The organism is Streptomyces gossypii, from assembly GCF_025165795.1.
In the GTDB taxonomy this organism is placed as follows: domain Bacteria; phylum Actinomycetota; class Actinomycetes; order Streptomycetales; family Streptomycetaceae; genus Streptomyces; species Streptomyces gossypii.
On record NZ_JAJAGO010000005.1, the window covers coordinates 92,008 to 116,583 of the forward strand.

The following is a 24,576-nucleotide window of genomic DNA, read 5'->3' on the forward strand; positions in this document are numbered from 1 at the left end:
CAATTGTGCGGAAGGCAGCGATCACCCTTTCGTGTGCTTTTCACCAAAGCCCTCAAGGCGGTCCGGAGGCCCGCCGACAAAGGTTTCGTGACTACCCTTGCGCACACCACGATGACCGCGGCTCGCCCCGCCGACACCGGACTCGTCAGCCCGGGTGAGCTGGACCGCTACGCGTACGCCGAGTCCTCCGGCACGGCACGCACGACCAGCAGCATCCCCTCCTGGGAGGGTCCGGAGGCCGATATGGGCCGAGTTGGCCGGCGAGCCGCCGGCAGCCGGGGCCGCGGGCTGCACGGCCAACTCGTCCAGCAGCTTGGCCAGATGATCGTCTCCGGCGACCTGGGTGCCGACCGCCCGCTGGTGCCGGAGGAGATCGGCCAGCGGTTCGAGGTCTCCCGCACCGTCGTCCGTGAATCCCTCCGGGTGCTGGAGGCGAAGGGGCTGGTCAGTGCCCGGCCCAATGTGGGCACCCGCGTCCGCCCCGTCAGCGACTGGAACCTCCTCGACCCGGACATCATCGAGTGGCGGGCCTTCGGCCCCCAGCGAGAGGACCAGCGGCGCGAACTGTGCGAGCTGCGCTGGACGATCGAGCCGCTGGCCGCCGGCCTCGCCGCCGGGCGCGGCCGGGACGAGGTGCAGCAGCGCCTCGCGGAGATGGTCGACATCATGGGCCAGGCCCTGGGTCAGGGTGACGCCCTGACCTTCTCGCGGGCCGACGCCGAATTCCACGGTCTGCTGCTGCAGACCGCGGGCAACCGGATGCTCGAGCACCTCTCCGGCATCGTCTCCTCGGCACTCCAGGTCTCCGGCGGTCCGGCGGTGGGGTGCGTGCGGCCCAGTGAGGCCGCGGTGGCTCACCATCAGCAGATCGTCGAGGCGCTGGCCGCGGGAGACTCCTCCGCCGCCGAGGGCGCCATGCGCCAACTGCTCTCGGGGCACCCGGAATCGGCACCTGCCGGTCAGGCGAGCGGACAGGGGAGCGCGGAGCATGTGGTGCCCGCTCCGCGCGAGCACTGACCGACGTGTCGGTGTTCGTCCCTCGCGCGTCAGCGCCGCCGGAACTCGGCGGCGCTGACGCGCGAGGGGTGAGTGGCGAGAGGAGTGAGCAGTCCACCTTGTCCTGTTCTTGAAGTGTTTGATTGGATACGCGGTGTGACTCGGGCCACGCTGGTAGCGCGTAACGCTTCGCGGCGCAGTGCGATGACTCAAGAGGTGACAGCAGTGGAAGGAATACAGAAGCCGTTGTGGACGCTGTATGACTTCCTGGCCTAGCCCGCGCCGTCGGTTCATCTCCATCGACGGTCCGCCATTTCCATCGTTCCGAGAGGTTGTTCGTGTCGGCCAGCACATCCCGTACGCTCCCTGCGGAGATCGCCGAGTCCGAATCCGTGATGGCGCTCATCGAGCGGGGAAAGGCTGAGGGCCAGATCGCCGGCGATGACGTGCGTCGGGCCTTCGAGGCTGACCAGATTCCGCCAACCCAGTGGAAGAACGTTCTGCGCAGCCTCAACCAGATCCTCGACGAGGAGGGTGTGACGCTGATGGTGAGTGCCGCAGAGGCGCCGAAGCGCACCCGTAAGAGCGTCGCAGCGAAGACTCCGGCCAAGCGCACCGCCACCAAGACGGTGACGACTGCCAAGGCCGCCACCCCCAAGAACCCCGCCGAAGGCGGCGCCCGGTCCCAGCCGGTGCCGACCGGGGGGGCCAACGGCGTGGGGGAGACCCCCGCTGCGGCAGAGGTCACGGCTGGGACGGAGTCCGTCAAGAAGCCGGTGGCGAAGAAGGCCGCTCCCGTGAAGAAGACCGCTGCCAAGAAGACGGCCGCGAAGAAGGCCGCTCCCGCGAAGAAGACCGCTGCCAAGAAGTCCGTCGTCGACGAGCTGCTCGAGGGCGGCGAGGAGGCGGCGGAGGAGCCCGGGAAGAGCGGCAAGCCCGGCGCTCAGGACGGCCCCGCCGCGGAGACGAAGAACGAGAACGAGGGCTTCGTCCTCTCCGACGACGACGAGGACGACGCGCCTGCGCAGCAGGTGGCCGCGGCGGGAGCCACAGCCGACCCGGTCAAGGACTACCTCAAGCAGATCGGCAAGGTCCCGCTGCTCAACGCCGAGCAGGAGGTGGAGCTCGCCAAGCGGATCGAGGCCGGTCTGTTCGGCGAGGACAAGCTGTCCGCCGCCGACAAGCTCGCACCCAAGCTCAAGCGTGAGCTGGAGATCATCGCGGAGGACGGCCGCCGGGCCAAGAACCACCTCCTGGAGGCGAACCTCCGTCTCGTGGTCTCCCTTGCCAAGCGGTACACCGGCCGCGGGATGCTCTTCCTGGATCTGATCCAGGAGGGCAACCTCGGTCTGATCCGTGCTGTCGAGAAGTTCGACTACACCAAGGGCTACAAGTTCTCGACCTACGCGACGTGGTGGATCCGGCAGGCGATCACGCGTGCCATGGCCGACCAGGCCCGCACCATCCGCATCCCGGTGCACATGGTCGAGGTCATCAACAAGCTCGCCCGTGTCCAGCGTCAGATGCTCCAGGATCTGGGCCGCGAGCCCACCCCGGAGGAGCTGGCCAAGGAACTCGACATGACCCCCGAGAAGGTCGTCGAGGTGCAGAAGTACGGCCGTGAGCCGATCTCGCTGCACACCCCCCTGGGTGAGGACGGCGACAGTGAGTTCGGTGACCTCATCGAGGACTCCGAAGCCGTCGTCCCGGCGGACGCCGTGAGCTTCACGCTGCTCCAGGAGCAGCTGCACTCGGTGCTCGACACTCTCAGCGAGCGCGAGGCGGGCGTGGTCTCGATGCGCTTCGGCCTCACGGACGGGCAGCCCAAGACGCTGGACGAGATCGGCAAGGTCTATGGCGTGACCCGTGAGCGGATCCGTCAGATCGAGTCCAAGACGATGTCGAAGCTGCGTCATCCGTCCCGCTCGCAGGTCCTTCGCGACTACCTCGACTAAGGGGGCCGTGGCGAGGCTGCGCGCAAGACTGACCGGAAGGCCGGTGCCCACGGGCACCGGCCTTCCGCGTGTTCCGGGTGTCGGCATCTTCCGGTGCCGGCGTCTTCCGGTTACTCCGGTTACTCCGGTTACTCCGGATGCGGAGTGTGCCGACGGGACCGACCCTGGGTTGTCAGGTGCCCCTTCCGTCAGGAGGCCGCATGCGCTCGCGTCCCCGTCGCCCCCTCATATGCCTGATACCGCTGCTGCTCAGTGTGCTGGTGACCGCTCCGGCCGCCCCGGGGAAGGACGGAGTGGTCGTCGGCGGCCATCCGGTGGACGCAGCCGAGCACCCCTGGGTCGTGGCACTGGCCAGCAGAGACCGCTTCGGTGAGGAGCGCGGCGGCCAGTTCTGCGGCGGAGCCCTGGTCGGCCCCCGCACGGTCGTCACGGCGGCGCACTGCCTCAGCCGTGCCGTGCTGGGTGTGGAACGCGGCAAGGTACGCGATCTGCGCGTCATCTCCGGGCGTAGCGACCTCACCGGTACGAGGGGCCGGGAAGCGAAGATCGACGGCACCTGGGTGAATCCGGACTACGACAATGCCACCAAGGCGGGCGACGTCGCCGTCCTGAAACTGGCCGAAGCGCTGCCGAAGAGCCATGTCGTCAAGATGGCGACGGAGGGCGACAGTGCCTATGAGGCGGGCACCGACGCGGCGGTCTACGGCTGGGGGGATACGCGGGGGGATGGCAGCTACGCCTCCCGGCTGCGGGCGGCCCGGGTGGACGTTCTGGCCGACCGGCTCTGTGAGCGAGCCTATCCGGGGAACGCGGACGGCACCTTCCAGGCCGACACCATGCTCTGCGCGGGTGTGACCGGGGGAGGGCGGGACGCGTGCCAGGGTGACAGCGGCGGCCCGCTGGTCGCGCGGGGCCGCTTGGTGGGGCTGGTGTCGTGGGGTACGGGTTGCGGTGAGGCCGGACGCCCCGGCGTCTATACGCGTGTGTCCGGCGTACTGGCCCTGATTCGGGCCGCGGCGTCAAAGACGGGTGGCCGGGAGGATTCCTAGGCCGCCCTTTTGGGGCCCCCGCCGGTGGAGCCCGGAGTGCGGTCCCTGGGCGTGGCAACGGGCGGTTCACCCGGTGGTGCCGGGTGAACCGCCCGCCGCGTCCGGCCCTGGGCCGGTCCGAGCTCGTCGGATGGGACGTGCTGCGTCAGGTCAGACGTCAGCGCAGACGGTCATCGGTCGTCTTCGCCCGAGACCGCAGGAGTCACGGTCAGCTTCTCCGTCTCGTCCTGTATCTCTGCGGCGATCTTCTTGAGTTCTGGCTCGAACTTGCGGCCGTGGTGGGCGCAGAACAGCAGCTCTCCGCCGCTGAGCAGCACGACGCGCAGGTAGGCCTGGGCGTTGCAGCGGTCGCAGCGGTCAGCGGCCGTCAGCGGGGTCGCGGGTGTCAGAACAGTAGTCACGTCGCCTCTTCTCTAGCTCGACGAGCTGTCGTACCAGGGTCAACATCCAACCAGGCCGAAAACGTTCCCGCTCTTGGCTTCTCCTGGAGGATTTCACTCTGGGAGAACGCCGAGAGGCGGCCGGAATGCTGCCGGTGGCGGCGAATGAGCCGTATTACGTCGGTTGCCGGGTGTTCACGTTGTCTGTCGGTTGTCGTCCAGTTCAGTCCCCGGACCAGCTGGCCGGTCCGTTCATGAGGACGTGCCCGGAGCCTAAATGGTTCATGCCTCAAAGGGAACGTGATGTGTGTGTCACCTGGATGTTTTATCGAACGAGTATACGAATCTGCGTTATTATGAGCGCCCCGCACACCTGCTGTACTGGGCCTCGGTACCCTCTGACCGGCAGCACAGCCACCACCATCAGAATTCAGCGAGGAGCGAACCGCGTGACCGCCGAGACGTCCGTGCCGTCTTCGACCGCCCTGTTGTCCGGGGCGGACCGGGACGGTGGCTCCAATTACACAGCGCGGCATCTGCTCGTTCTCGAGGGCCTCGAGGCGGTGCGCAAGCGCCCAGGGATGTACATCGGCTCGACGGACAGTCGTGGTCTGATGCACTGCCTGTGGGAAATTATCGACAATTCCGTCGACGAGGCTCTCGGCGGTCACTGCGACTGGATCGAGGTCATCCTCCACGAGGACGGCTCGGTCGAGGTCCGGGACAACGGGCGGGGCATCCCCGTCGACGTCGAACCCAAGACCGGCATGTCGGGCATCGAGGTCGTGATGACCAAGCTGCACGCCGGAGGGAAGTTCGGCGGTGGCTCGTACGCGGCCTCCGGCGGCCTGCACGGAGTCGGCGCATCCGTCGTCAACGCGCTCTCCGCCCGCCTCGACGTCGAGGTCGACCGATACGGCCGTACCCACGCGATCAGCTTCCGGCGCGGCGTCCCCGGCATCTTCACCGAGTCGGGACCGGACGCCCCCTTCGACCCGTCCACCGGGCTGCGCAAGGACAAGAAGATCCCCAAGAACCGGATCGGCACCCGGGTGCGCTACTGGGCTGACCGGCAGATCTTCCTCAAGGACGCCCGGCTCTCGCTGGACCACCTGTACTCCCGTGCCCGCCAGACCGCGTTCCTCGTGCCGGGGCTGACCCTGAAGGTACGGGACGAGCGTGGCCTGGAGGGACAGGCGGTCACCGAGGAGGTCTTCCGCTACGACGGCGGCATCAGCGAGTTCTGCGAGTATCTGGCGCAGGACCGGGCCGTCTGTGACGTGCAGCGGCTCCAGGGCATGGGCATGTTCAAGGAGACGGTCCCGGTCCTGGACGACCGCGGCCACATGATCCCCACGGAGGTGCAGCGCGAGCTGACCGTCGACATCGCGCTGCGCTGGGGCGTCGGCTACGACACGACGCTGCGGTCCTTCGTCAACATCATCGCCACCCCCAAGGGGGGTACTCACGTCTCCGGCTTCGAGCGGTCCGTGACCAGGACGGTCAACGAGGTGCTGCGCTCGAGCAAGCTGCTGCGCGTCGCCGAGGACGACGTCGCGAAGGACGACGCCCTGGAGGGCATGACGGCGGTCGTCACCGTACGGCTGGCCGAGCCGCAGTTCGAAGGGCAGACCAAGGAGGTGCTGGGCACCTCGGCCGCCTCCCGGATCGTTTCGCAGGTTGTCGCCAAGGAGCTCAAGGCGTTCCTGACCTCCCCGAAGCGAGACGCCAAGCAGCAGGCCCGCTCCGTCCTGGAGAAGGTCGTGGCTGCCGCCCGTACGCGCATCGCGGCACGTCAGCACAAGGAGGCGCAGCGGCGGAAGACCGCGCTGGAGTCCTCAGCACTGCCCGCGAAGCTCGCCGACTGCCGCAGCGACGAGGTGGACCGCACCGAGCTCTTCATCGTCGAGGGCGACTCGGCGCTGGGGACCGCCAAGGTGGCGCGGAATTCGGAGTTCCAGGCACTGCTGCCCATCCGGGGCAAGATCCTCAACGTCCAGAAGTCCTCGGTCTCCGACATGCTCAAAAACGCCGAGTGCGGCTCGATCATCCAGGTGATAGGAGCCGGGTCCGGACGGACCTTCGACATCGACCAGGCCCGCTACGGCAAGGTGATCTTCCTGGCCGACGCGGACGTCGACGGCGCTCACATCCGCTGCCTGCTGCTCACTCTCTTCCAGCGCTACATGCGGCCGATGGTGGAGCAGGGCCGGGTCTTCTCGGCGGTGCCGCCTCTGCACCGGATCGAACTCACCCATCCGCGCAAGGGCCAGGACAAGTACGTCTACACCTACTCCGACAGCGAGCTGCGCCAGACACTGCTGGAGCTGGAGCGGAAGAAGACCCGCTACAAGGACTCGATCCAGCGCTACAAAGGTCTCGGCGAAATGGACGCCGACCAGCTGGCGGAGACGACGATGGATCCGCGGCACCGTACGCTGCGGCGGATCAACATCAGTGACCTGGAGGCCGCTGAGGAGGCGTTCAGCCTGCTCATGGGGAACGAGGTCGCACCGCGCAGGGAGTTCATCACCAGCTCGGCCTCGACCCTGGACCGCTCCCGGATCGACGTCTGAGGCCAGTCACGGAAGGTGGCGTGGCGTGCCCACATGGTCGTCACCATCCGTGACTCCGTCACCTGAAAGGGCGAAGAGACCGGATCGCCGTCTCCCGGCGGCCACTGTCGCCTCCCTGCGGGCCTGGGCGTCACGTCCGGCACGGCCATCCGCCGGCGGGGCCGCGCAGGGCCCCTGGCCCTGCCGGGGGGCGTCCTGCGCGTCACACAGGTGCTCCCCGCGCGTCCCGCTCCTCGTCGCCGAGGAGTTCGATGTGCACCACGCGCATCCGGTCCGGTGTCCCCGGCGCCGCGCCGCAGCTCGCGGGGTGGGGCGCCGGCGCGGACGCCGCGTCGATCCGCACCCGCCAGCGGCTGCCGTCGGCGTGTGCGACGGTCACCTGCCACCGTCCCTCCCCGGTCTCCTCGGTCCCCAGGACCGACAGGGCGTCCGCGTGCTGCTCACCGGTCCGTGCGCGTACGGCCAGGTCGGCCGCCTGGCCTGGCCGGTCCCAGGCCGAACGCCCCCGGCACCTTTCGGTGAGCACCCGCCCGTCGCGCAGTGCCTCCAGAACTCCTTTGACGGCGGGAGCGCCGATCCGCCCGTAGGCGTAGCCGTACGGCAGTACCAGCAGCGTGGGCGCGAACCGGTGCCCGCCCAGATGGGTGATCTCCCAGATGTCCGCGGTGCCGGAGGCTGCCAGCTCGGCGGCGAGCGGACGGCCCAGCAGCGCGCAGCAGCGGTCCCGTCTGCCGTTCGTGCAGACAAGGACCAGCGGATCGCCCTCGTGCGGCTGCCAGGTGTCCGGCAGCCCGTCGAGGTCGCCGGACCCTAGCGCGGCGAAGTCCAGCTCGCGCAGCTGCTCCTCGGGCGGGCCGGTCAGTACGCCGCCGAGCAGCCAGGAGCGGCCGGGAAGGGTGTGCGCCAGGAAGACGCGGCGCCGGAGCGGACCGTGCCGGTCCGGGTGCGGGCCGGGGCGGCGGATGAGGGCGACGCGAGTGCCGTGCGGGCTCGCCAGGCGGTCGAGTGCGCTGCCCAGCTCCGGGTCCAGGTGACTCCCGGTAAGGGCCTTGGGACCCCAGGGGCCCGGCTGTTCGATCAGCAGCCAGGTGCGGGCGGTGGCGGCGGTGGCCGCGAGCGGCTCACCCATCGCCTCGGAAGTGATCGCACAGGTACTCACCTGGCCGAGACTAGAGCCTGTCCGGCGGATCTTCGAGGGTCCACCGGACAGGCTGACGCGTGAACAGTCCAGAGCAGCGCGTGAACGACGTGCCCCTCCGATCTCCTCGGCATGACGGGGTCGATTACGATCGGCAGCCGCCCCGCCCGCCGCAGGAGGAATCTTGACCACGCCACCGATTCCGGTCGTCGTACTCGCGGGTTTTCTGGGCTCCGGCAAGACCACGCTGCTCAACCAGCTGCTGCGCCGCAGCCGGGGTACCCGGATCGGCGCCGTCGTCAACGACTTCGGCAGCATCGAGATCGACGCCATGACGCTCGCGGGCCAGGCGGACGCCATGGTCTCGCTGGGCGACGGCTGCCTGTGCTGCGCGGTCGACACCAGCGGCCTGGACGAGGTGCTGGAGGTCCTGGCCCGGCCGTCCGCCCAGATGGACGTCATAGTCGTGGAGGCCAGCGGTCTTGCCGAGCCGGAAACCCTGATCCGGATGATCCTCGCCAGCGAGAACCCGCACATCGTCTACGGCGGGCTCGTCGAGGTGATCGACGCGGCGGAGTTCACGGCCACGCGGGCCAGGCATCCGCGGCTCGACACCCACATCCGCATCGCCGATCTCATGGTGCTCAACAAGGCCGACCGGGTGGCGGAGCCGGACCTGGAAGCGATCGTGGACACGCTGTCGCAGCTCGCACCGGGCACGCCGGTGGTCACGGCCACGCACGGCCGTGTCGACCCCGGCCTGCTCTTCGACCGGCCGCAGCGTGAGCGGCCCGCCGTGGAACAGCTCTCCTTCGACCAGCTGGCACACGACGACGAGGACGACGGAGGCGGCGGAGGCCGTGGGCGCGACGTGAGCGGCGCACACGCCGACCACCTGCACGCCGCCTACGACAGCCTCGCGTTCACGGTGGAGCGGCCCCTGGACCCCCGCCGTCTGATGGGCTTCCTCGACGCACGGCCGGCCGGTCTCTACCGGATCAAAGGCTTTGTCGACTTCGGTCCCGCCGATCCGGACCGGAAGTACGCGGTGCACGCAGTCGGCGGCTTCCTCCGCTTCCAGCCGCTGCGCTGGGGCCGGGAGGAACCACGCGGCACACAGCTGGTGCTCATCGGGACCGGATTCGAACCGGAGGCGCTGCGCGGCGAACTGACCGCCTGCGTCACCAGCACGGACGGTACGGAGGATACGGACGGCGCGTGCCCGCCCGCCGCCGGCACGGACCCGCACGGCATGTGGGGAGTCCTGCGCTACGTGGAGGAACACCAGCCGGAACCGGGCCCGGACCCGGAGGGCGTCGAGCCGCCCGACGCAGCCACGGCCACCGGCGTCGCCGCCGGTGCGCCTCCGCTCTCCGTACGGTGACACCGGCGGGCCCGGCCTCCGCCCGGGCGGCCGCGCTACACCGGCCCGGCCACCACCGCGACAGCGTTGCCCAGCGGCAGCCCCGAGCCGTCCCGACGCGGGTCCGGCTCCGGCAGCTCCACCGGCACTCCCGCCTTGGTCGCGGCCCTGGCCGGGGTCGCCCCGGCCCAAGCCAGCGTCAGACAGTCCTCGCCCTTCAGGAACCGCTGGCAGCGCACGCCGCCCGTGGCCCGCCCCTTGCGCGGGAACTGGTCGAACGGCGTCAGCTTGGCCGTGCTCACCGAGTCGTCGAGCGTCCCGTGCGAGCCCGCGACGGTGAAGACCACCGCGTCGGCCGCCGGATCGATGGCGGTGAAGGAGATGACCTTCGCCTCCGGGCTCAGCTTGATCCCCGCCACACCTCCCGCCGCGCGCCCCTGTGGACGCACCTGACCTGCCTGGTAGCGCAGCAGTTGGGCGTCGTCGGTCATGAACACGAGGTCCTCGTCACCCGTGCGCAGTTCGACCGCGCCCACCACCTTGTCGCCCTCCTTGAGGCCGATGACCTCCAACTCCTCCTTGTGCCCCGGATACTCGGGCACCACACGCTTGACGACGCCCTGCTCGGTGCCGAGGGCGAGCCCCGGAGAGGATTCGTCCAGCGTCGTCAGACAGACCAGCTGTTCGTCGCCCACCAGCGACAGGAACTCGGAGACCTGCGCCCCGCCCGCCAGATTGGGCGGCGCGCCCGTGCCCGCCGGCAGCTGTGGCAGGTCGACGACGGCGATGCGCAACAGCCGCCCGGACGAGGTGACGGCCCCGACCTCCCCGCGGGTCGTGGCGGGTACGGCGGAGACGATCACGTCGTGCTTGGTGCGCTTGGCCGTACTGCTGAACCCGCTGTCGCCGCTGGCGGTACGGGCCAGCAGCCCCGTCGAGGACAGCATGACCCGGCACGGGTCGTCCGCGACCTCCAGGGGCACGACCGCCAGCGGGGCACCCGCCGACTCCAGCAGTTCGCTGCGGCGCGGGGTGGAGTACTTCTTCGCGACCGCCGCAAGCTCCGTCGAGACCAGCTTGCGCAGCTCCGCGTCCGAGTCCAGGATCCGGGTCAGCTCCTCGATCTCCGTGCGCAGCCGGTCCCGCTCGCCCTCCAGCTCCAGCCGGTCGAACCGGGTCAGCCGCCGCAGCGGGGTGTCCAGGATGTAGGCCGTCTGCACCTCGGAGAGGCCGAAGCGGGAGATGAGCCCCTCCTTGGCCGCGGCGGAGTCGTCGCTCGACCGGATGATCCGGATCACCTCGTCGATGTCGACCAGCGCGACGAGCAGGCCCTCCACCAGGTGCAGGCGGTCCCGCCGCTTGCCACGGCGGAACTCGCTGCGCCGCCGCACCACGTTGAAGCGGTGGTCGACGTACACCTCGAGCAGCTCGCGCAGGCCCAGCGTCAGCGGCTGCCCGTCGACCAGCGCGACGTTGTTGATCCCGAAGGTCTCCTCCATCGGCGTCAGCTTGTAGAGCTGCTCCAGGACGGCCTCCGGGTTGAAGCCGTTCTTGATCTCGATGACCAGACGCAGGCCGTGGCGGCGGTCGGTGAGGTCCTTGACGTCGGCGATGCCCTGCAGCTTCTTGGAGTTGACAAGGTCCTTGACCTTGGAGATGACCTTCTCGGGGCCCACGGTGAAGGGCAGTTCGGTCACCACCAGGCCCTTGCGCCGGGTGGTGACCTGGTCGACCTCCACCGTCGCCCGGATCTTGAAGGTGCCGCGCCCGCTCGCGTAGGCGTCCTTGACGCCCTCGAGTCCGACGATCTTGCCGCCGGTGGGCAGGTCAGGACCGGGCACGAAGCGCATCAGGGTCTCGAGGTCCGCGCCCGGATGCTTGATCAAGTGACGGGCGGCGGCGATGACTTCGCCGAGATTGTGCGGCGGCATGTTGGTCGCCATCCCGACCGCGATCCCGGAGGCGCCGTTGACCAGGAGGTTCGGATAGGCCGCGGGCAGCGCGCTGGGCTCCTCCTCACTGCCGTCGTAGTTCGACGTGAAATCGACGGTGTCCTCGTCGATCGACTCGACCATCAGCCCGGCGGCCGGGGCCGCCCGGCACTCCGTGTAACGCATCGCCGCGGGCGGGTCGTCGTTGCCCAGCGAGCCGAAGTTGCCGTGCCCGTCGACAAGCGGCAGCCGCATGGAGAAGGGCTGGGCGAGGCGCACCAGCGCGTCGTAGATCGCGCTGTCGCCGTGCGGGTGGAGCTTGCCCATCACCTCACCGACGACACGCGCGCACTTGACGTACGGACGCTCGGGGCGCAGACCCATCGCGTGCATCTGGTACAGGATCCGGCGGTGCACCGGCTTCAGTCCATCGCGAGCGTCAGGCAGCGCGCGTGAGTAGATGACCGAGTAGGCGTACTCCAGGAAGGAGCCCTGCATCTCGTCGACGACGTCGATGTCGAGGATGCGCTCCTCGAAGTCGTCCGGCGGCGGGGTCTTCGTACTGCGGCGGGCCATCGCGGCAGGCGCTCCTTCGTGCGTACGGGCGGGACAGTCGCGGACCATTGTGGCCCGTGCCTCTGACAACCGGGCCCCCGGCCCGGCTCTCGGCACGTACCGTACGGGAACTTCGCACTCTGTCGGCGCGCTTGCATAGAGTGACGGACAGAAATGACGCAACACCTCTCGCGACCGAAGGGACTCCATCCCCATGGGCCACACGGCCACGCCTGAGCCCGCCACCGGCGGGCTGACAGCGACCGAGCACCGGCTGGCCAACGGCCTGCGCGTGGTGCTGTCCGAGGACCATCTGACGCCGGTCGCCGCGGTCTGCCTCTGGTACGACGTCGGCTCGCGGCACGAGGTGAAGGGGCGTACGGGCCTTGCCCACCTCTTCGAACACCTGATGTTCCAGGGCTCGGCGCAGGTGCCGGGCAACGGTCATTTCGAACTGGTGCAGGGCGCCGGCGGCTCGCTGAACGGCACCACCAGCTTCGAGCGCACCAACTACTTCGAGACGATGCCCGCCCATGAACTGGAGCTCGCGCTCTGGCTCGAGGCCGACCGGATGGGCTCGCTGCTGACCGCCCTGGACGAGGAGTCCATGGAGAACCAGCGCGATGTCGTCAAGAACGAGCGGCGCCAGCGGTACGACAACGTGCCCTACGGCACGGCCTTCGAGCGGCTCACCGCCATGGTCTACCCCGAGGGCCACCCCTACCACCACACCCCGATCGGGTCGATGGCCGATCTGGACGCCGCCTCCCTGGAGGACGCGCGCAGTTTCTTCCGTACGTACTACGCGCCCAACAACGCGGTGCTCTCGGTGGTCGGCGACATCGATCCCGAGCGCACGCTCGCCTGGGTCGAGAAGTACTTCGGTTCCATCCCCGGTCACGACGGCAAGCAGCCGCCGAGGGACGGCTCCCTGCCGGACACCCTCGGTGAGCAGCAGCGCGTGGTGCTGGAGGAGGAGGTCCCGGCGCGCGCGCTGATGGCGGCCTACCGCCTGCCCGAGGACGGCACGCGTGCGGGCGACGCCGCGGACCTGGCGCTGACCGCGCTCGGCGGCGGCGAGTCCTCCCGGCTGCACAACCGGCTGGTGCGGCGCGACCGCAGCGCCGTGACTGCCGGATTCGGCCTGCTGAGGCTGGCGGGCGCGCCCTCGCTGGGCTGGCTGGACGTCAAGTTCTCCGCCGGTTTCGAGGTCGCCGACATCGAGGCTGCCGTCGACGAGGAGCTTGCCCGGTTCGCGGCCGAGGGGCCGAGCCCGGAGGAGATGGAGCGCGCGCAGGCCCAACTGGAGCGCGAGTGGCTTGACCGGCTGGCGACGGTCGGCGGCCGGGCGGACGAACTCTGCCGGTACGCCGTCCTGTTCGGTGACCCGCAGCTGGCCCTCACCGCGGTGGGGCGAGTGCTGGACATCACCGCGGAGGAGGTGCGGGCGGTCGCCGCGGAGCGGCTGCGGCCCGACAACCGGGCGGTGCTCGTCTACGAGCCGACTGAGCCCGCGGAGCCCACCGAGTCCGCAGATTCCGGAGACGCACACGAGAACGCAGCCGAGGAGACCGGTCAGTGAGCGACAGCGCCACCCCTACAGGGACGACGATGGACTTCCACCCCAGGCCGGAGGGCGGTGAGCCCACCCCTTGGGCCTTCCCCGCCCCGGAGCGCTCCACCCTGCCCAACGGGCTCACGGTGCTGCGCTGCCACCGACCCGGCCAGCAGGTCGTCGCCGTCGACGTCAACCTGCCCGCCCCGCTGGACGCCGAGCCCGAGGGCCTCGACGGCGTCGCCACGCTGATGGCCCGAGCCCTGACGGAGGGGACCGACAAGCACGACGCCGAGGAGTTCGCCGCCGAACTGGAGCGTTTCGGCGCCACTTTGGACACGCACGCCGACCACCCCGGGCTCCGGGTCTCCCTGGAGGTCCCGGTCTCCCGGCTGACCAAGGCGCTGGGCCTGCTCGCCGACGCCCTGCGCGCTCCGGCGTTCCCCGACAGCGAGGTCGAACGGCTCGTCCGCAACCGGCTGGACGAGATCCCGCACGAGCTGGCAAGCCCGGCCCGCCGCGCCGCCATGGAGCTCTCCAAGGAGCTGTTCCCGGCCGGGTCCCGGATGTCCCGGCCCCGGCTGGGCACCGCTCAGACGGTGGAGCGGATCGACGGTCCGGCCGTCCGCGCCTTCTACGAGAGGCATGTACGGCCCAGCACGGCCACCGCGGTCGTCGTGGGTGACCTGACCGGTGTCGACCTGGACAAGGCGCTGGCGGGTACGCTCGGCGCCTGGGAGGGTTCCGCGGCCGAGCCGCTTCCCATGCCGCCGATCACCGCCGACGACACGGGCCGGGTCGTGATCGTCGACCGGCCGGGTGCCGTGCAGACCCAGCTGCTGCTGGGCCGGATCGGCGCGGACCGCCACGACCGCGTCTGGCCCGCACAGGTGCTCGGTACGTACTGCCTCGGCGGCACGCTCACCTCGCGCCTGGACCGCGTGCTGCGGGAGGAGAAGGGTTACACCTACGGGGTGCGCTCCTTCGGCCAGGTCCTGCGTTCCGAGCCGGGCGGCAACGGAGCCGCGGTGCTCGCCATCAGCGGTTCGGTCGCCACGGACGTCACGGGGCCCGCGCTGGGCGATCTGTGGCAGGTGCTGCGCACCCTCGCCGCCGAGGGACTGACCGACGCCGAGCGCGATGTCGCCGTGCAGAACCTCGTGGGCGTCGCCCCGCTCAAGTACGAGACGGCGGCGGCAGTCGCGGACACCCTGGCCGACCAGGTGGAGCAGCATCTGCCGGACGACTTCCAGGCCCAGATGTACGCGCGGCTCGCCGCGACGGGCACCGTCGAGGCGACGGCGGCGGTCGTCAGCGCCTTCCCGGTGGACCGGCTGGTGACGATCCTGGTCGGCGACGCGTCGCAGATCGCGCAGCCGGTGCGGGAGTTGGGCATCGGTGAGGTGACCGTGGTGACCGGCGGCTGAGTGAAGCCGGCGGTCGGAGCCCTCGGACGGCCGGAAGGCCACCGGGGGCTCCGCTGTGTCTGCTCCGCTGTGTCTGAATTGCGGTGTGCTGGTCCAGCTGCACCGCATGTGCGGCCTTTTGGTGTGGCGTACGCGACAAACAGCTGGATTTGTTTGTCAGTTCACCGCACCCGGCTCTAGCGTCGTCCCGGCTGTGCATCAGAAGTGTCCGCGACCGCGGCCGATGTACAGCCATCGCCGAGTCCCCGTACGGCGCAAGCCAGGGGAGCCGGGGACCCACATGTGAAGTCCCTGGGGTGAATCGGGCGGCCTTGTCACGAGGCGGCCCGTAGGAGACCTTCCTGCTCCGAACCCGTCAGCTAACCCGGTAGGCGAGAAGGAGGGGAAGGAGTACGCCGCCGCATGGCGTTCACCCGTGCCACCGGAAAGCACCGACGTCCCACCCGCGCCTCTTACCGGAGCGCGCGGATCGCCGGTATGGCGAGTCTGGCCACCGCAGGCGTGGTCGGCTCCCTCGCCTCACCCGCTCTCGCGGCGTCCTCCTCCGGGCGGCTTCAGACGCCGGACGCCCCAGGCCGTGCGGAGATGCCGCTTCCGGAGACCCCGGTCCTCGGGGACTACCTCTCCGAGTCGCTCGACGAGCAGGCCCACAGCCAGGAGGACGCCGCGGTACGAGCTGCCGCCGAGGCCGCCGCGAAGGCGGAAGCACGTGAGCAGGCCGAGCGGGCCAGGGAGCGGGCGGCCGAGAAGGCCCGCGAGAAGTCGGCTGAGAAGGCGTCCGAGGAGGCGGCGAAGAGGGCCCGGGAGGCCCGCGAGGGTGAGCGCCGCCCCGCGCGCGGCGCATCCGAGGACCGTCCGGCACCTGGCGGCTACGTCTCCCCGGTGGCGGGCTCGTACGTCTCCACCGCCTATGGCGTGAGCGGCGGCATGTGGTCCTCGGGCACCCACACCGGGATCGACTTCCACGCCGCCTCCGGAACCTCCGTGCGTACCGTCGCCGCGGGTGAGGTGGTCGAGGCGGGCTGGGGTGGTGCCTACGGCAACAACGTGGTGATCCGGCACCAGGACGGCACGTACACGCAGTACGGGCACCTGTCCTCCGTGGCCGTCTCTTCCGGCCAGCAGGTCACCGCCGGTCAGCAGATCGGCCTGTCCGGCAACACCGGGAACTCGGGCGGTCCGCACCTGCACTTCGAGGCGCGCACGAGCGGGGAGTACGGCTCGGACATCGACCCGGTCGCCTATCTGCGCGGGCACGGCGTCGCACTCTGACGCGAGACGCGGGAGGGGCCGCCCGGCTCGTGGCCGGACAGCCCCTCGACGCGATCTCCTCGCCCGGTCACGGCACCGGTGCCGTGACCGGCTAAACAGTCTCCGGAAGCTCCTCGAGGCCTTCTGCGACCAGCTTCGCGAGCCTGTCGAGTGCGGCCTCGGCGCCGTCGGCGTCGGAGGCGAGGACGATCTCCTCGCCTCCCTCCGCGCCCAGACCGAGTACGCCGAGCATGGACGCGGCGTTCACCGCGTTGCCCTCGCCTTTGCGGACGGTCACGGGGATGCCCGCCGCGGCGGCCGCTCGGCAGAACATCGAGGCGGGGCGGGCGTGCAGGCCCTCGGCCCAGCCGACGGAGACGCGGCGTTCAACCATGGTGTAGCCCTTCGAATCGCGGGTTGTCTAGACCAGTCTGCCACGTGGTGCGCGGTGCTCACACAGACTCCGGTCCGGCCCCGTCCTGCGGGCATCTCCCCGCTCGTCCCGCCCCGGCTCCGGCCGTGTCGTTACGCTGATTCCATGCGGACCCCGGCGGAACGTCCCTATCCCACCCACTGGGAGGCCGACGTCGTGCTGCGTGACGGCGGCACCGCCCGCATCCGGCCCATCACCCCGGATGACGCGGAGCGGCTCGTCGCCTTCTACGAACAGGTCTCGGACGAATCGAAGTACTACCGCTTCTTCGCCCCCTACCCGCGCCTCTCCGACCGCGACGTCCGGCGTTTCACCCACCACGACTACGACGACCGGGTGGGGCTGGCCGCCATGGTGGGCGACGAGTTCATCGCCACCGTGCGCTACGACCGGATCGACGCGACCGGACGGCCGGCCTCCGCCCCCGCTGACGAGGCCGAGGTCGCCTTCCTCGTACGGGACGACTATCAGGGGCGCGGCGTCGCGTCCGCGCTGCTGGAGCACATAGCCGCCGTCGCCCGCGAACGCGGCGTCCGCCGCTTCTCCGCCGAGGTGCTGCCCGCCAACTCCAAAATGATCAAGGTTTTCACCGATGCCGGCTACTCGCAGAGCCGCAGCTTCGAGGACGGCGCGGTCCATCTCACCTTCGGCCTCGAACCCACCGAGCAGTCGCTCGCCGTGATGCGCGCCCGCGAGCAGCGGGCCGAGGGCCGCTCCGTGCACCGCCTGCTGGCCCCCGCCTCCGTGGCCGTCGTCGGGGTGAGCCGTACGCCGGGCGGCGCGGGCCGCTCGGTGCTGGAGAACCTCCGCACCGCCGGATACACCGGCCGTGCCTACGCCGTGAACCGGGCACTGCCGAGCGGGACGGACGGGCAGCGGCTGGCGGACCACCCGGCCCACTCCTCCGTGCGGGACATCCCTTCGAGCATCGACCTGGCCGTGCTGACGGTGCCCGGCCCCGAGGTGCCCTCCGTGGTCGCCGACTGCGGGGAGCGCGGCGTCCAGGGGCTCGTCGTCCTCGCCGCCGACTTCACCCGCGACCAGCAGCGGGCCCTCGTCCGGCAGGCCCGCTCGTACGGGATGCGGGTCATCGGGCCCAACGCCTTCGGTGTGATCAACACCGCGCCCGGCGTACGTCTCAACGCCACCCCTTCACCGGCCGTGCCCGACCGGGGGCGCATCGGGCTGTTCACCCAGTCCGGCGCGATCGGCATCGCGCTGCTGGCAGCGCTGCACCGACGCGGTGCGGGGCTGTCGACCTTCGTGTCCGCGGGCAACCGTGCGGACGTCTCGGGGAACGACGTGCTCCAGTTCTGGGACGACGACCCCGACACCGACGTCGTGCTGATGTATCTGGAGTCGATCGGCAACCCGCGCAAGTTCACCCGGCTCGCCAGAAGAGTTGCCGCGCGCAAGCCGGTCGTGGTCGTCAAGGGCGGCCGCCACAGCGGCAGCGCACCACCGCCCGGCCACGCCGCACCCGCCTCCCGTACGCCCGACGCGACGGTCTCCGCGCTGCTCCGCCAGGCCGGGGTGCTCACGGTCGACACCGTCACCGAACAGGTCGACACCGGTATCCTGCTGGCCGCTCAGCCGCTCCCGGCCGGCTCGCGGGTGGCGATCCTGGGCAACGCCGAGTCCCTCTGCCTGCTGAGCTACGACGCCTGCCTCACCGACGGGCTGCGCCCGCTGCCGCCCGTCGACCTCACCACGGCCGCCGACCCGGACGACTTCCGGCGGTCGGTCCGGGAGGCGCTTGACGATCCGGGAGCCGACGCGCTCGTCGTCGCCGTGATCCCCTGGGTCGACGACACACCCGTTGCGGAACTGGCCGGAGCCCTGCACGCGGCCGTCCGGGAGTCGGCGGCCGGAGCGGCGAAGCCGGTCGCGGTCGTCCATCTCTCGCTCGAAGGGCTGGACGAGGCCCTCGCGGGTTACGGCATCCCCACCTACCCGGCCCCCGAGCGGGCCGTCCGCGCGCTGGCCCAGGCGGCGCGGCACGCCCAGTGGCGCGCGGCGGTGGAGTCACCGGGCCGGGTCCCCGAGTTCGACGTCGACGAGTCGGCGGCGGCGGCGCTGCTGGCCCGCGCCACCCGCGACCAGCCCGCCAGCGCCGTCCAGCCCGGCACCGACCGCACCGTCCAGCCCGCCGCCCCCAGAGAGCAACCCGCCACCACCGTCGCCGCGTCCACCCCCGACCGTGCCCGCAGCCTCCCGCTGGATTCACCCGACGCGGCCGCCCTGCTCGGCCACTACGGCATCACCGTCCAGCCGGTCCGCCCCGCCGCCACCCCCGACGAAGCCGTCGACGCCGGGAACCGCCTCGGCTACCCGGTGGCGCTCAAGACCACCGCACCCCATCTGCGCCACCGCGCCGATCTCGGCGGCAACCGGCTCGACATTCCGGGAGCCGACGAGCTGCGCCGGGCGTACGCGGAGCTCACCGGAGCCCTCGGTGGCGCGGCGGAGCTGCGCCCGGTCGTCCAGTCCATGGCGCCCCGCGGCGTCGACACCGTCATCCGTGCCGCCGTCGACCCGTCGATCGGCGCGGTGCTCTCCTTCGGCCTCGCGGGCACCCCCTCGGAGCTGCTCGGGGACACCGCCCACCGGCTGGTGCCCGCCACCGACCGCGACGTCGCCGGGCTGGTACGCGCGATCCGCTCGGCGCCGATCCTGTTCGGCTGGCGCGGTGCCCAGCCGGTGGACACCGCAGCCCTTGAGGACCTGCTGCTGCGGGTCTCCCGCCTCCTCGACGACCACGCCGGAATCGTCGCCGTCGACCTCGAACCGGTCGTCGTCGCACCCCGCGGGCTCACCGTCCTTGGTGCGGCGGTGCGTGTCGCCGAGCCGCCGCCGCGTGACGATCAGGGCCCTCGCAGCCTGCCTGCCTACTGAGGCTCCGGGGCGCCGTAGGATGGTCCACATGGCGAAGACCAGTACGACGACCCAAGGGCTGCGCGCGGCCATCGAGCGCAGCGGCTACTACCCGGCTCTCGTCGCCGAGGCGGTCGAAGCGGCAGTGGGCGGCGATCCCGTTGCCTCGTTTCTGGTGCACCAGGAAACCACGTTCGACTCCAACGAGGTCCGCCGCCATGTCACCGTGCTCGTGCTGACGGGGACCCGTTTCATCGTCAGCCACACCGACGAGCAGCCCGCCGACGGCACCTCCTCCTCGCCGTACGCGACGACCTCCACCGAGTCGGTGAAGCTGGAGCGCATCTCCTCGGTGGTGCTCTCCCGGGTCGTCGCCGACCCGGAGTCGTACACACCCGGCACCCTGCCCCGCGAGGTGGTCCTCACCATCGGCTGGGGCGCGGTAGCCCGTATCGACATGGAGCCCGCCAACTGCGGCGACCCCAACTGCGAGGCCGACCACGGCTATACCGGCTCCAGCACCGTCGACGACCTCTCGCTGCGGGTCAGCGAGGCGGGCGACGGTCCCGAGACGGTCCGCCAGGCGCTCGCCTTCGCCCAGTCGCTGTCCGAGGCGACCGCCGCCGTACGTCCGGGGACCACCAGGTGAACCCGGGCGACACCGCGCGGCCTGCCGTCGCGCACCACCCGTGGCCCGCGGAAGCAGACGAACCCGCTGCGCTGGACCCGGCCACCGCGCCCGTGCCCCACTACGGTCACGGCTCGCTGGCCGATGTGCTGCCGGCCATCGCCGCCGGCCAGGGCGTGCCGGAGCTGTCGACGGGGCTCGCGCTGGAGCCCGCCGACCGCGCCTGCGTCTTCCTCGTCGACGGCATGGGGTGGGAGGCGCTGCAGGCCCACCCTGAGGAGGCGCCGTTCCTCCACGCACTGCTCGGCAGCTCCGGCAACAGCACGGGGCGCCCGCTGACCTGTGGCTTCCCCTCCACCACCGCGACCTCGCTGGCGTCGCTCGGCACCGGGCTGGCCCCCGGCGAGCACGGCCTGCCCGGCTACACCGTGCTCAACCCCTCGAGCGGCCAGTTGATGAACCAGCTGCGCTGGCGGCCGTGGACGGATCCGCATCTGTGGCAGCCCCATCCGACGGTCTTCCAGCTCGCGGACGCAGCGGGCGTCGCCACCTGCGAGGTCTCCGCACCCCATTTCGAGCACACCCCGCTGACCCAGGTCGCGCTCTCCGGCGGCACCTTCCACGGCAGGCTCACCGGCGAGGAGCGGATGGACCTGGCCGCCGAGCGGCTCTCGGCGGGAGACCGCGCCCTCGTCTACACCTACTACGCCGAACTCGACGGCAACGGCCACCGCTACGGCATGGATTCGGACGCCTGGCGCGGTCAGCTCCAGTACGTCGACCGCCTCGCCGAGCGGCTCGCCGGCCAACTGCCCCCGCGTTCGGTCCTCTACGTCACCGCGGACCACGGCATGGTCGATGTTCCCCGCACCGAGGCGGCCCGGTTCGACTTCGACGAGGACTGGGAGCTGAAGGCGGGCGTCGCCAAACTCGGCGGCGAGGGCCGGATGCGCCATCTGTACGCGGTGCCCGGCGCCGCCGCCGATGTCGCCGCCGTCTGGCGGGAGGTGCTCGCCGACCAGGCGTGGGTGGCCACCCGGGACGAGGCGATCGCCCTGGGCTGGTTCGGCCCGCGCGTCGACCCGCGGGTCACGGCCCGGATCGGCGACGTGCTCGTGGCCATGAGCGGCACCGCGGCCGTCGTCGCCACCCGTACCGAGCCGAAGGAGTCCGCGCTCATCGGCATGCACGGCTCCGCGACCTCGGCGGAACAGCTGGTCCCGCTCCTCGAAGTACGCACCTAGGGACGGCCCTCGCCCCACCCCACTCCCGTCCCGGCTTCCGTCCAGACGCTGAAAGGCTGAATCCCCCATGCCAGAACTCGTGTTCTTCAGCGGCACGATGGACTGTGGGAAGAGCACACTCGCTCTCCAGATCGAGCACAACCGTTCGGCTCGCGGACTCCAGGGCATGATCTTCACGCGCAACGACCGTGCGGGGGAGGGGCGGCTCTCCTCCCGGCTCGGGCTTGTCACCGAGGCGATCGAGGCGGGCGAGGGCTTCGACTTCCACGCCCACCTCGTGCGCCATCTGACCGGCGGCGGCCGTACGGACTATGTCATCGCGGACGAGGCCCAGTTCCTGTCACCGCAGCAGATCGACCAGCTCGCCCGCGTCGTCGACGATCTGGGCATAGACGTCTTCGCCTTCGGCATCACCACCGACTTCCGTACCAAGCTCTTCCCCGGCTCCCAGCGGTTGATGGAGCAGGCCGACCGGGTCGAGGCGCTCCAGGTGGAGGCTTTGTGCTGGTGCGGAGCCCGGGCGACCCACAACGCCCGCACCGTCGGCGGGAAGATGGTGGTCGAGGGCGCACAGGTCGTCGTGGGCGACGTGAGCGGCGCGGCCCCCTCCGGTGAGGTCGGTTACGAGGTGCTGTGCCGCCGCCATCACGGCAGGCAGCTGACGGCCTCCACCGCACGGGCCGGAGCCCTCTCCCCGGACGTGCTGCCGGTCGACGCGAACACCGGCGCCATGCCGAACGCGAACGGCGGCCGCAAGTGAACGGCGGCGGGAAGTGAACGGCTGGCAGGGCGGGATCAGCCGGGACCGCCGCCCTTCCTGAGCACACCGAACGGGGCACCTTCCGGATCCGCCAGCCGCGCCAGCCTGCCGTACGGCGAATCACGTGGTCCGCACAGGACCTCTCCGCCCAGCTGCTTCGCCTGATCCGCGGCGGCGTCCGGGTCCTCGACGGCGAAGTATGTCTCCCAGTAAGGTCCGCGGTCGCGCGGTAGTTCGCTCCCCATGCCGTGCACCCCGGCGACCGCCTGCCCTTCCAGGCACAGGGTCAGGCTGCCGGACGCGGCGATTCCGGGCTGCTCCGTCTCATAGCCGAAGACGGCCGAGTAGAACCCCTGGACGCGTCTGGTCTCCCGGGTGAGCAACTGGTGCCACACCGGCGTGCCCAATGAGCCCTCCGCCGAGGTGCCCGGCAGTTGCGAGGCGGTGGGCTGCCACACCCCGAACGAGGCGCCTCCCGGATCGGAGGCGATCGCCAGCCGTCCGCCCGGAACCTTCAGCGGCCCGACGGCGACCGTCCCGCAGCACTCCCGGATGAGGTCCGCGGTGGCGTCGGCGTCGTCGCTGGCAAGGTACGGCAGCCAGGCGGTCGGCTGCCGGCCGGAAGCCCGCGCCAGCTCGCCCAGGTCGGCCACCTGCCTGCCTTCCGCGAAGGCGCGGACATACGGGCTCGGTTGACCCGTTCCGGGCTGGAACTCCCAGCCCAGCAGCTCACGGTAGAAGATCTGGCTCGCGGACAGGCCGTGCACCCTCAGGCTCGCCCAGCAGGGTGTGCCGTGGGCGTGCCGGTGCCGAGTCGCTGCCTCGGTCATGTGTGTGCTCCTCAAGGACCATCATCGATGCGGTCGTGCTCCGGTCGTACCGTCGGCCCCCGTCCGAGCCGATGCTCGCATCACCTGAGGTCCGGCGCTGCGGGGCCGCGCCGATTTCCGGGCATCCGCAAGGAGAATGGCCGGTTCGAGCCTTACCGCAGCCGCGCTCGCCACCGATTCCGGCGGGTGCCACCGCGTGAGAGGAGAAGGGGAGGGCTGCCTGCGGAGGCCCCCGGGCAGGAGTGAGACGGGGGGCGGGGCGAGGTGGTGGGGTGACCGGCGAGTTGCCAGGCCGTCACCCCACCCGCTCAGTCCTTCTTCCGGCGGGTGCCGAAGACGATCTCGTCCCAACTGGGCACCGCCGCGCGGCGTCCCGGGCGGACGCCGTCCGCCTCCGCCTGGCGGTCGGTGTTCCCCGTCAGGCGCTCGCGGTGCGCGCCGACGGAGCGCGGCATCAGCACATCCGCGTACGCCGAACCGGCGCTGGCCGCGGGGGCCGGCGGGTCGACGGACTCCTCCTCGGAATCCGGCTCCTCCGCGTCCTGTTGCTCGGCGTCCTGCACCGCCTCCTGAGAGGCGGCCGCCGCGGCGGCGGACGGCTGCTCGGGCACGATCATGTCGCCCCGGAAGTTCGGCACCGCCTCCAGCAGGCTGGTCAGCGAATCCGAGCCGCTGTCCGCCGAGCTCTCGGACGCCGACGGCGGACTGGCGTGCGGCTCATGATCCCCGCGCTCGACACGGTCACGTGGCAGCCGGGCGATACGAGGCACGAACGGGAAGCTCGGCTCCGGCGTGTCGTCGGTCTCGCCGATGAGCGCCCGCGCTTCGTCCCCCACGGCCTGCACGAGCCGCCGGGGCGGGTCGTAAGTCCAGCTCGCGGAGTGCGGCTCGGTGGCGACCTGGTAGGTCAGCAGCACCTCCCAGGTGCCGTCGTCCCGGCGCCAGGAGTCCCAGTGCACCGTTTCCTTGTCCGCACCGCGCAGCAGCAGCCGCTCGGCGACGGCTTCGCCGAGTTGCGGACCGGCGTTCTCTCCGGGCCTGCGCACAGGTGTCTTGCGGGCGCGCTCGGCCATGAAGGCGCGCTCGGCCAGCACGGGCCCCTCGAAGCGGCGGACGCGCTCCACGGCGATGCCTCCGAGCCGCGCGACCTCCTCGGCGGTCGCTCCGGCACGGATGCGGGCCTGGATGTCACGAGGGCGGAGGTTGCTCTCGACCTCGATCTCGATCTGGCCGAGCCGGGCACGGTCGTTGCGCACCGCGGCGCGCAGCCGTTCGTCAATCGGAAGGGTGTATTCCGTGCTGTCGGCAGCCTTGAGCACCAGCCGTGTGCCGTCGTTGCTGACGGCCACGACACGCAGTTCGGGCATGGGAACCTCCCGGGTGGTGCCTGCCGACGTCACGTGCGTCGCTGCTCCCGCTAGACGAGTGTGGCCTGCCCGGGGTGCAGCCTGCCACTGCATTGCGGACCTGCCCGGCGTGTCGAGCCCAAGCCCTGATCCGCCGTTATGGCACGGTTACTTGTTTACCACTCACGGTGACAGTGGTCACCCTGAGCTGCGTAGTCGGGTATCGGGTCGGGGCCAGGGCTCGTCAGACTACTCCATTCGTGCCATCCGGGGTGGCTCGGCGCG

General features: G+C 70.9%; 18 protein-coding genes and 1 riboswitch. Of the genes, 12 read left to right on the forward strand and 6 right to left on the reverse strand.

Annotation, left to right across the window (positions count from 1 at the left end; translation table 11 throughout):
* The first annotated feature begins 33 nt into the window (after nucleotides 1-33).
* The 3 genes from LHJ74_RS12020 to LHJ74_RS12030 all read left to right on the forward strand — a co-directional run bounded on the left by LHJ74_RS12020 (nucleotide 34) and on the right by LHJ74_RS12030 (nucleotide 4,000).
* Nucleotides 34-1,017 (forward strand): FadR/GntR family transcriptional regulator, encoded by a 984-nt coding sequence (locus LHJ74_RS12020; protein ID WP_311203287.1) that lies wholly within the window; start codon nucleotides 34-36, stop codon nucleotides 1,015-1,017.
* 317 nt (nucleotides 1,018-1,334) lie between these two features.
* The gene (locus LHJ74_RS12025) at nucleotides 1,335-2,951 is read left to right on the forward strand and encodes an RNA polymerase sigma factor (protein WP_260217950.1); all 1,617 of its coding nucleotides are present in this window, start codon (nucleotides 1,335-1,337) and stop codon (nucleotides 2,949-2,951) included.
* Nucleotides 2,952-3,151: 200 nt separating this feature from the next.
* Nucleotides 3,152-4,000 carry a S1 family peptidase gene (locus LHJ74_RS12030; RefSeq protein WP_260217951.1) on the forward strand — a complete coding sequence of 283 codons (849 nt, stop codon included), beginning with the start codon at nucleotides 3,152-3,154 and terminating at the stop codon, nucleotides 3,998-4,000.
* 170 nt (nucleotides 4,001-4,170) lie between these two features.
* On the opposite strand, the gene LHJ74_RS12035 is transcribed toward LHJ74_RS12030, so the two are convergent.
* Nucleotides 4,171-4,401 (reverse strand): DUF7455 domain-containing protein, encoded by a 231-nt coding sequence (locus LHJ74_RS12035; RefSeq protein ID WP_260217952.1) that lies wholly within the window; start codon nucleotides 4,399-4,401, stop codon nucleotides 4,171-4,173.
* Nucleotides 4,402-4,829: 428 nt separating this feature from the next.
* On the opposite strand from LHJ74_RS12035, the gene LHJ74_RS12040 reads away from it, so the two are divergent.
* Nucleotides 4,830-6,956 (forward strand): DNA gyrase/topoisomerase IV subunit B, encoded by a 2,127-nt coding sequence (locus LHJ74_RS12040; RefSeq protein ID WP_260217953.1) that lies wholly within the window; start codon nucleotides 4,830-4,832, stop codon nucleotides 6,954-6,956.
* A 202-nt stretch (nucleotides 6,957-7,158) separates the two neighbouring features.
* On the opposite strand, the gene LHJ74_RS12045 is transcribed toward LHJ74_RS12040, so the two are convergent.
* Entirely contained in the window at nucleotides 7,159-8,115 is a 957-nt protein-coding gene (locus LHJ74_RS12045) for a ferredoxin family protein (RefSeq protein ID WP_260217954.1), read from the reverse strand.
* Nucleotides 8,116-8,278: 163 nt separating this feature from the next.
* Between LHJ74_RS12045 and LHJ74_RS12050 the strand changes: the two genes are divergently transcribed.
* The gene (locus LHJ74_RS12050; protein ID WP_260217955.1) at nucleotides 8,279-9,478 is read left to right on the forward strand and encodes a CobW family GTP-binding protein; all 1,200 of its coding nucleotides are present in this window, start codon (nucleotides 8,279-8,281) and stop codon (nucleotides 9,476-9,478) included.
* A 35-nt stretch (nucleotides 9,479-9,513) separates the two neighbouring features.
* Here the strand turns inward: LHJ74_RS12050 and LHJ74_RS12055 are convergent, their stop codons facing one another.
* Complete coding sequence (locus LHJ74_RS12055) at nucleotides 9,514-11,964, reverse strand: DNA gyrase/topoisomerase IV subunit A (RefSeq protein ID WP_260217956.1); 2,451 nt, start codon at nucleotides 11,962-11,964, stop codon at nucleotides 9,514-9,516.
* A gap of 193 nt (nucleotides 11,965-12,157) precedes the next feature.
* Here LHJ74_RS12055 and LHJ74_RS12060 point away from each other — a divergent pair, with 193 nt between their 5' ends.
* From LHJ74_RS12060 to LHJ74_RS12070, 3 genes are all read left to right on the forward strand, one after another.
* The gene (locus tag LHJ74_RS12060; protein ID WP_260217957.1) at nucleotides 12,158-13,525 is read left to right on the forward strand and encodes a M16 family metallopeptidase; all 1,368 of its coding nucleotides are present in this window, start codon (nucleotides 12,158-12,160) and stop codon (nucleotides 13,523-13,525) included.
* A 29-nt stretch (nucleotides 13,526-13,554) separates the two neighbouring features.
* Nucleotides 13,555-14,925, forward strand: a complete 1,371-nt coding sequence (locus LHJ74_RS12065; RefSeq protein WP_260218223.1) for a M16 family metallopeptidase — start codon at nucleotides 13,555-13,557, stop codon at nucleotides 14,923-14,925.
* 225 nt (nucleotides 14,926-15,150) lie between these two features.
* Nucleotides 15,151-15,314: riboswitch (cyclic di-AMP (ydaO/yuaA leader) on the forward strand.
* Nucleotides 15,315-15,327: 13 nt separating this feature from the next.
* Entirely contained in the window at nucleotides 15,328-16,197 is an 870-nt protein-coding gene (locus tag LHJ74_RS12070) for a M23 family metallopeptidase (RefSeq protein ID WP_260217958.1), read from the forward strand.
* Nucleotides 16,198-16,288: 91 nt separating this feature from the next.
* On the opposite strand, the gene LHJ74_RS12075 is transcribed toward LHJ74_RS12070, so the two are convergent.
* Nucleotides 16,289-16,570, reverse strand: a complete 282-nt coding sequence (locus LHJ74_RS12075) for an HPr family phosphocarrier protein (RefSeq protein WP_260217959.1) — start codon at nucleotides 16,568-16,570, stop codon at nucleotides 16,289-16,291.
* A gap of 144 nt (nucleotides 16,571-16,714) precedes the next feature.
* Here LHJ74_RS12075 and LHJ74_RS12080 point away from each other — a divergent pair, with 144 nt between their 5' ends.
* The 4 genes from LHJ74_RS12080 to LHJ74_RS12095 all read left to right on the forward strand — a co-directional run bounded on the left by LHJ74_RS12080 (nucleotide 16,715) and on the right by LHJ74_RS12095 (nucleotide 22,115).
* On the forward strand, nucleotides 16,715-19,504 hold the full coding sequence (locus LHJ74_RS12080) for a bifunctional acetate--CoA ligase family protein/GNAT family N-acetyltransferase (protein ID WP_260217960.1): 2,790 nt from the start codon (nucleotides 16,715-16,717) through the stop codon (nucleotides 19,502-19,504).
* Between the two features lie 28 nt (nucleotides 19,505-19,532).
* On the forward strand, nucleotides 19,533-20,132 hold the full coding sequence (locus tag LHJ74_RS12085) for a DUF5998 family protein (RefSeq protein ID WP_260217961.1): 600 nt from the start codon (nucleotides 19,533-19,535) through the stop codon (nucleotides 20,130-20,132).
* A gap of 71 nt (nucleotides 20,133-20,203) precedes the next feature.
* Complete coding sequence (locus LHJ74_RS12090; protein WP_260218224.1) at nucleotides 20,204-21,355, forward strand: alkaline phosphatase family protein; 1,152 nt, start codon at nucleotides 20,204-20,206, stop codon at nucleotides 21,353-21,355.
* A 67-nt stretch (nucleotides 21,356-21,422) separates the two neighbouring features.
* Complete coding sequence (locus LHJ74_RS12095; RefSeq protein ID WP_260217962.1) at nucleotides 21,423-22,115, forward strand: thymidine kinase; 693 nt, start codon at nucleotides 21,423-21,425, stop codon at nucleotides 22,113-22,115.
* A 35-nt stretch (nucleotides 22,116-22,150) separates the two neighbouring features.
* On the opposite strand, the gene LHJ74_RS12100 is transcribed toward LHJ74_RS12095, so the two are convergent.
* The gene (locus LHJ74_RS12100; protein WP_260217963.1) at nucleotides 22,151-22,945 is read right to left on the reverse strand and encodes a VOC family protein; all 795 of its coding nucleotides are present in this window, start codon (nucleotides 22,943-22,945) and stop codon (nucleotides 22,151-22,153) included.
* A gap of 308 nt (nucleotides 22,946-23,253) precedes the next feature.
* Nucleotides 23,254-24,312 carry a septation protein SepH gene (sepH, locus tag LHJ74_RS12105; protein ID WP_260217964.1) on the reverse strand — a complete coding sequence of 353 codons (1,059 nt, stop codon included), beginning with the start codon at nucleotides 24,310-24,312 and terminating at the stop codon, nucleotides 23,254-23,256.
* Nucleotides 24,313-24,576 lie beyond the last annotated feature (264 nt).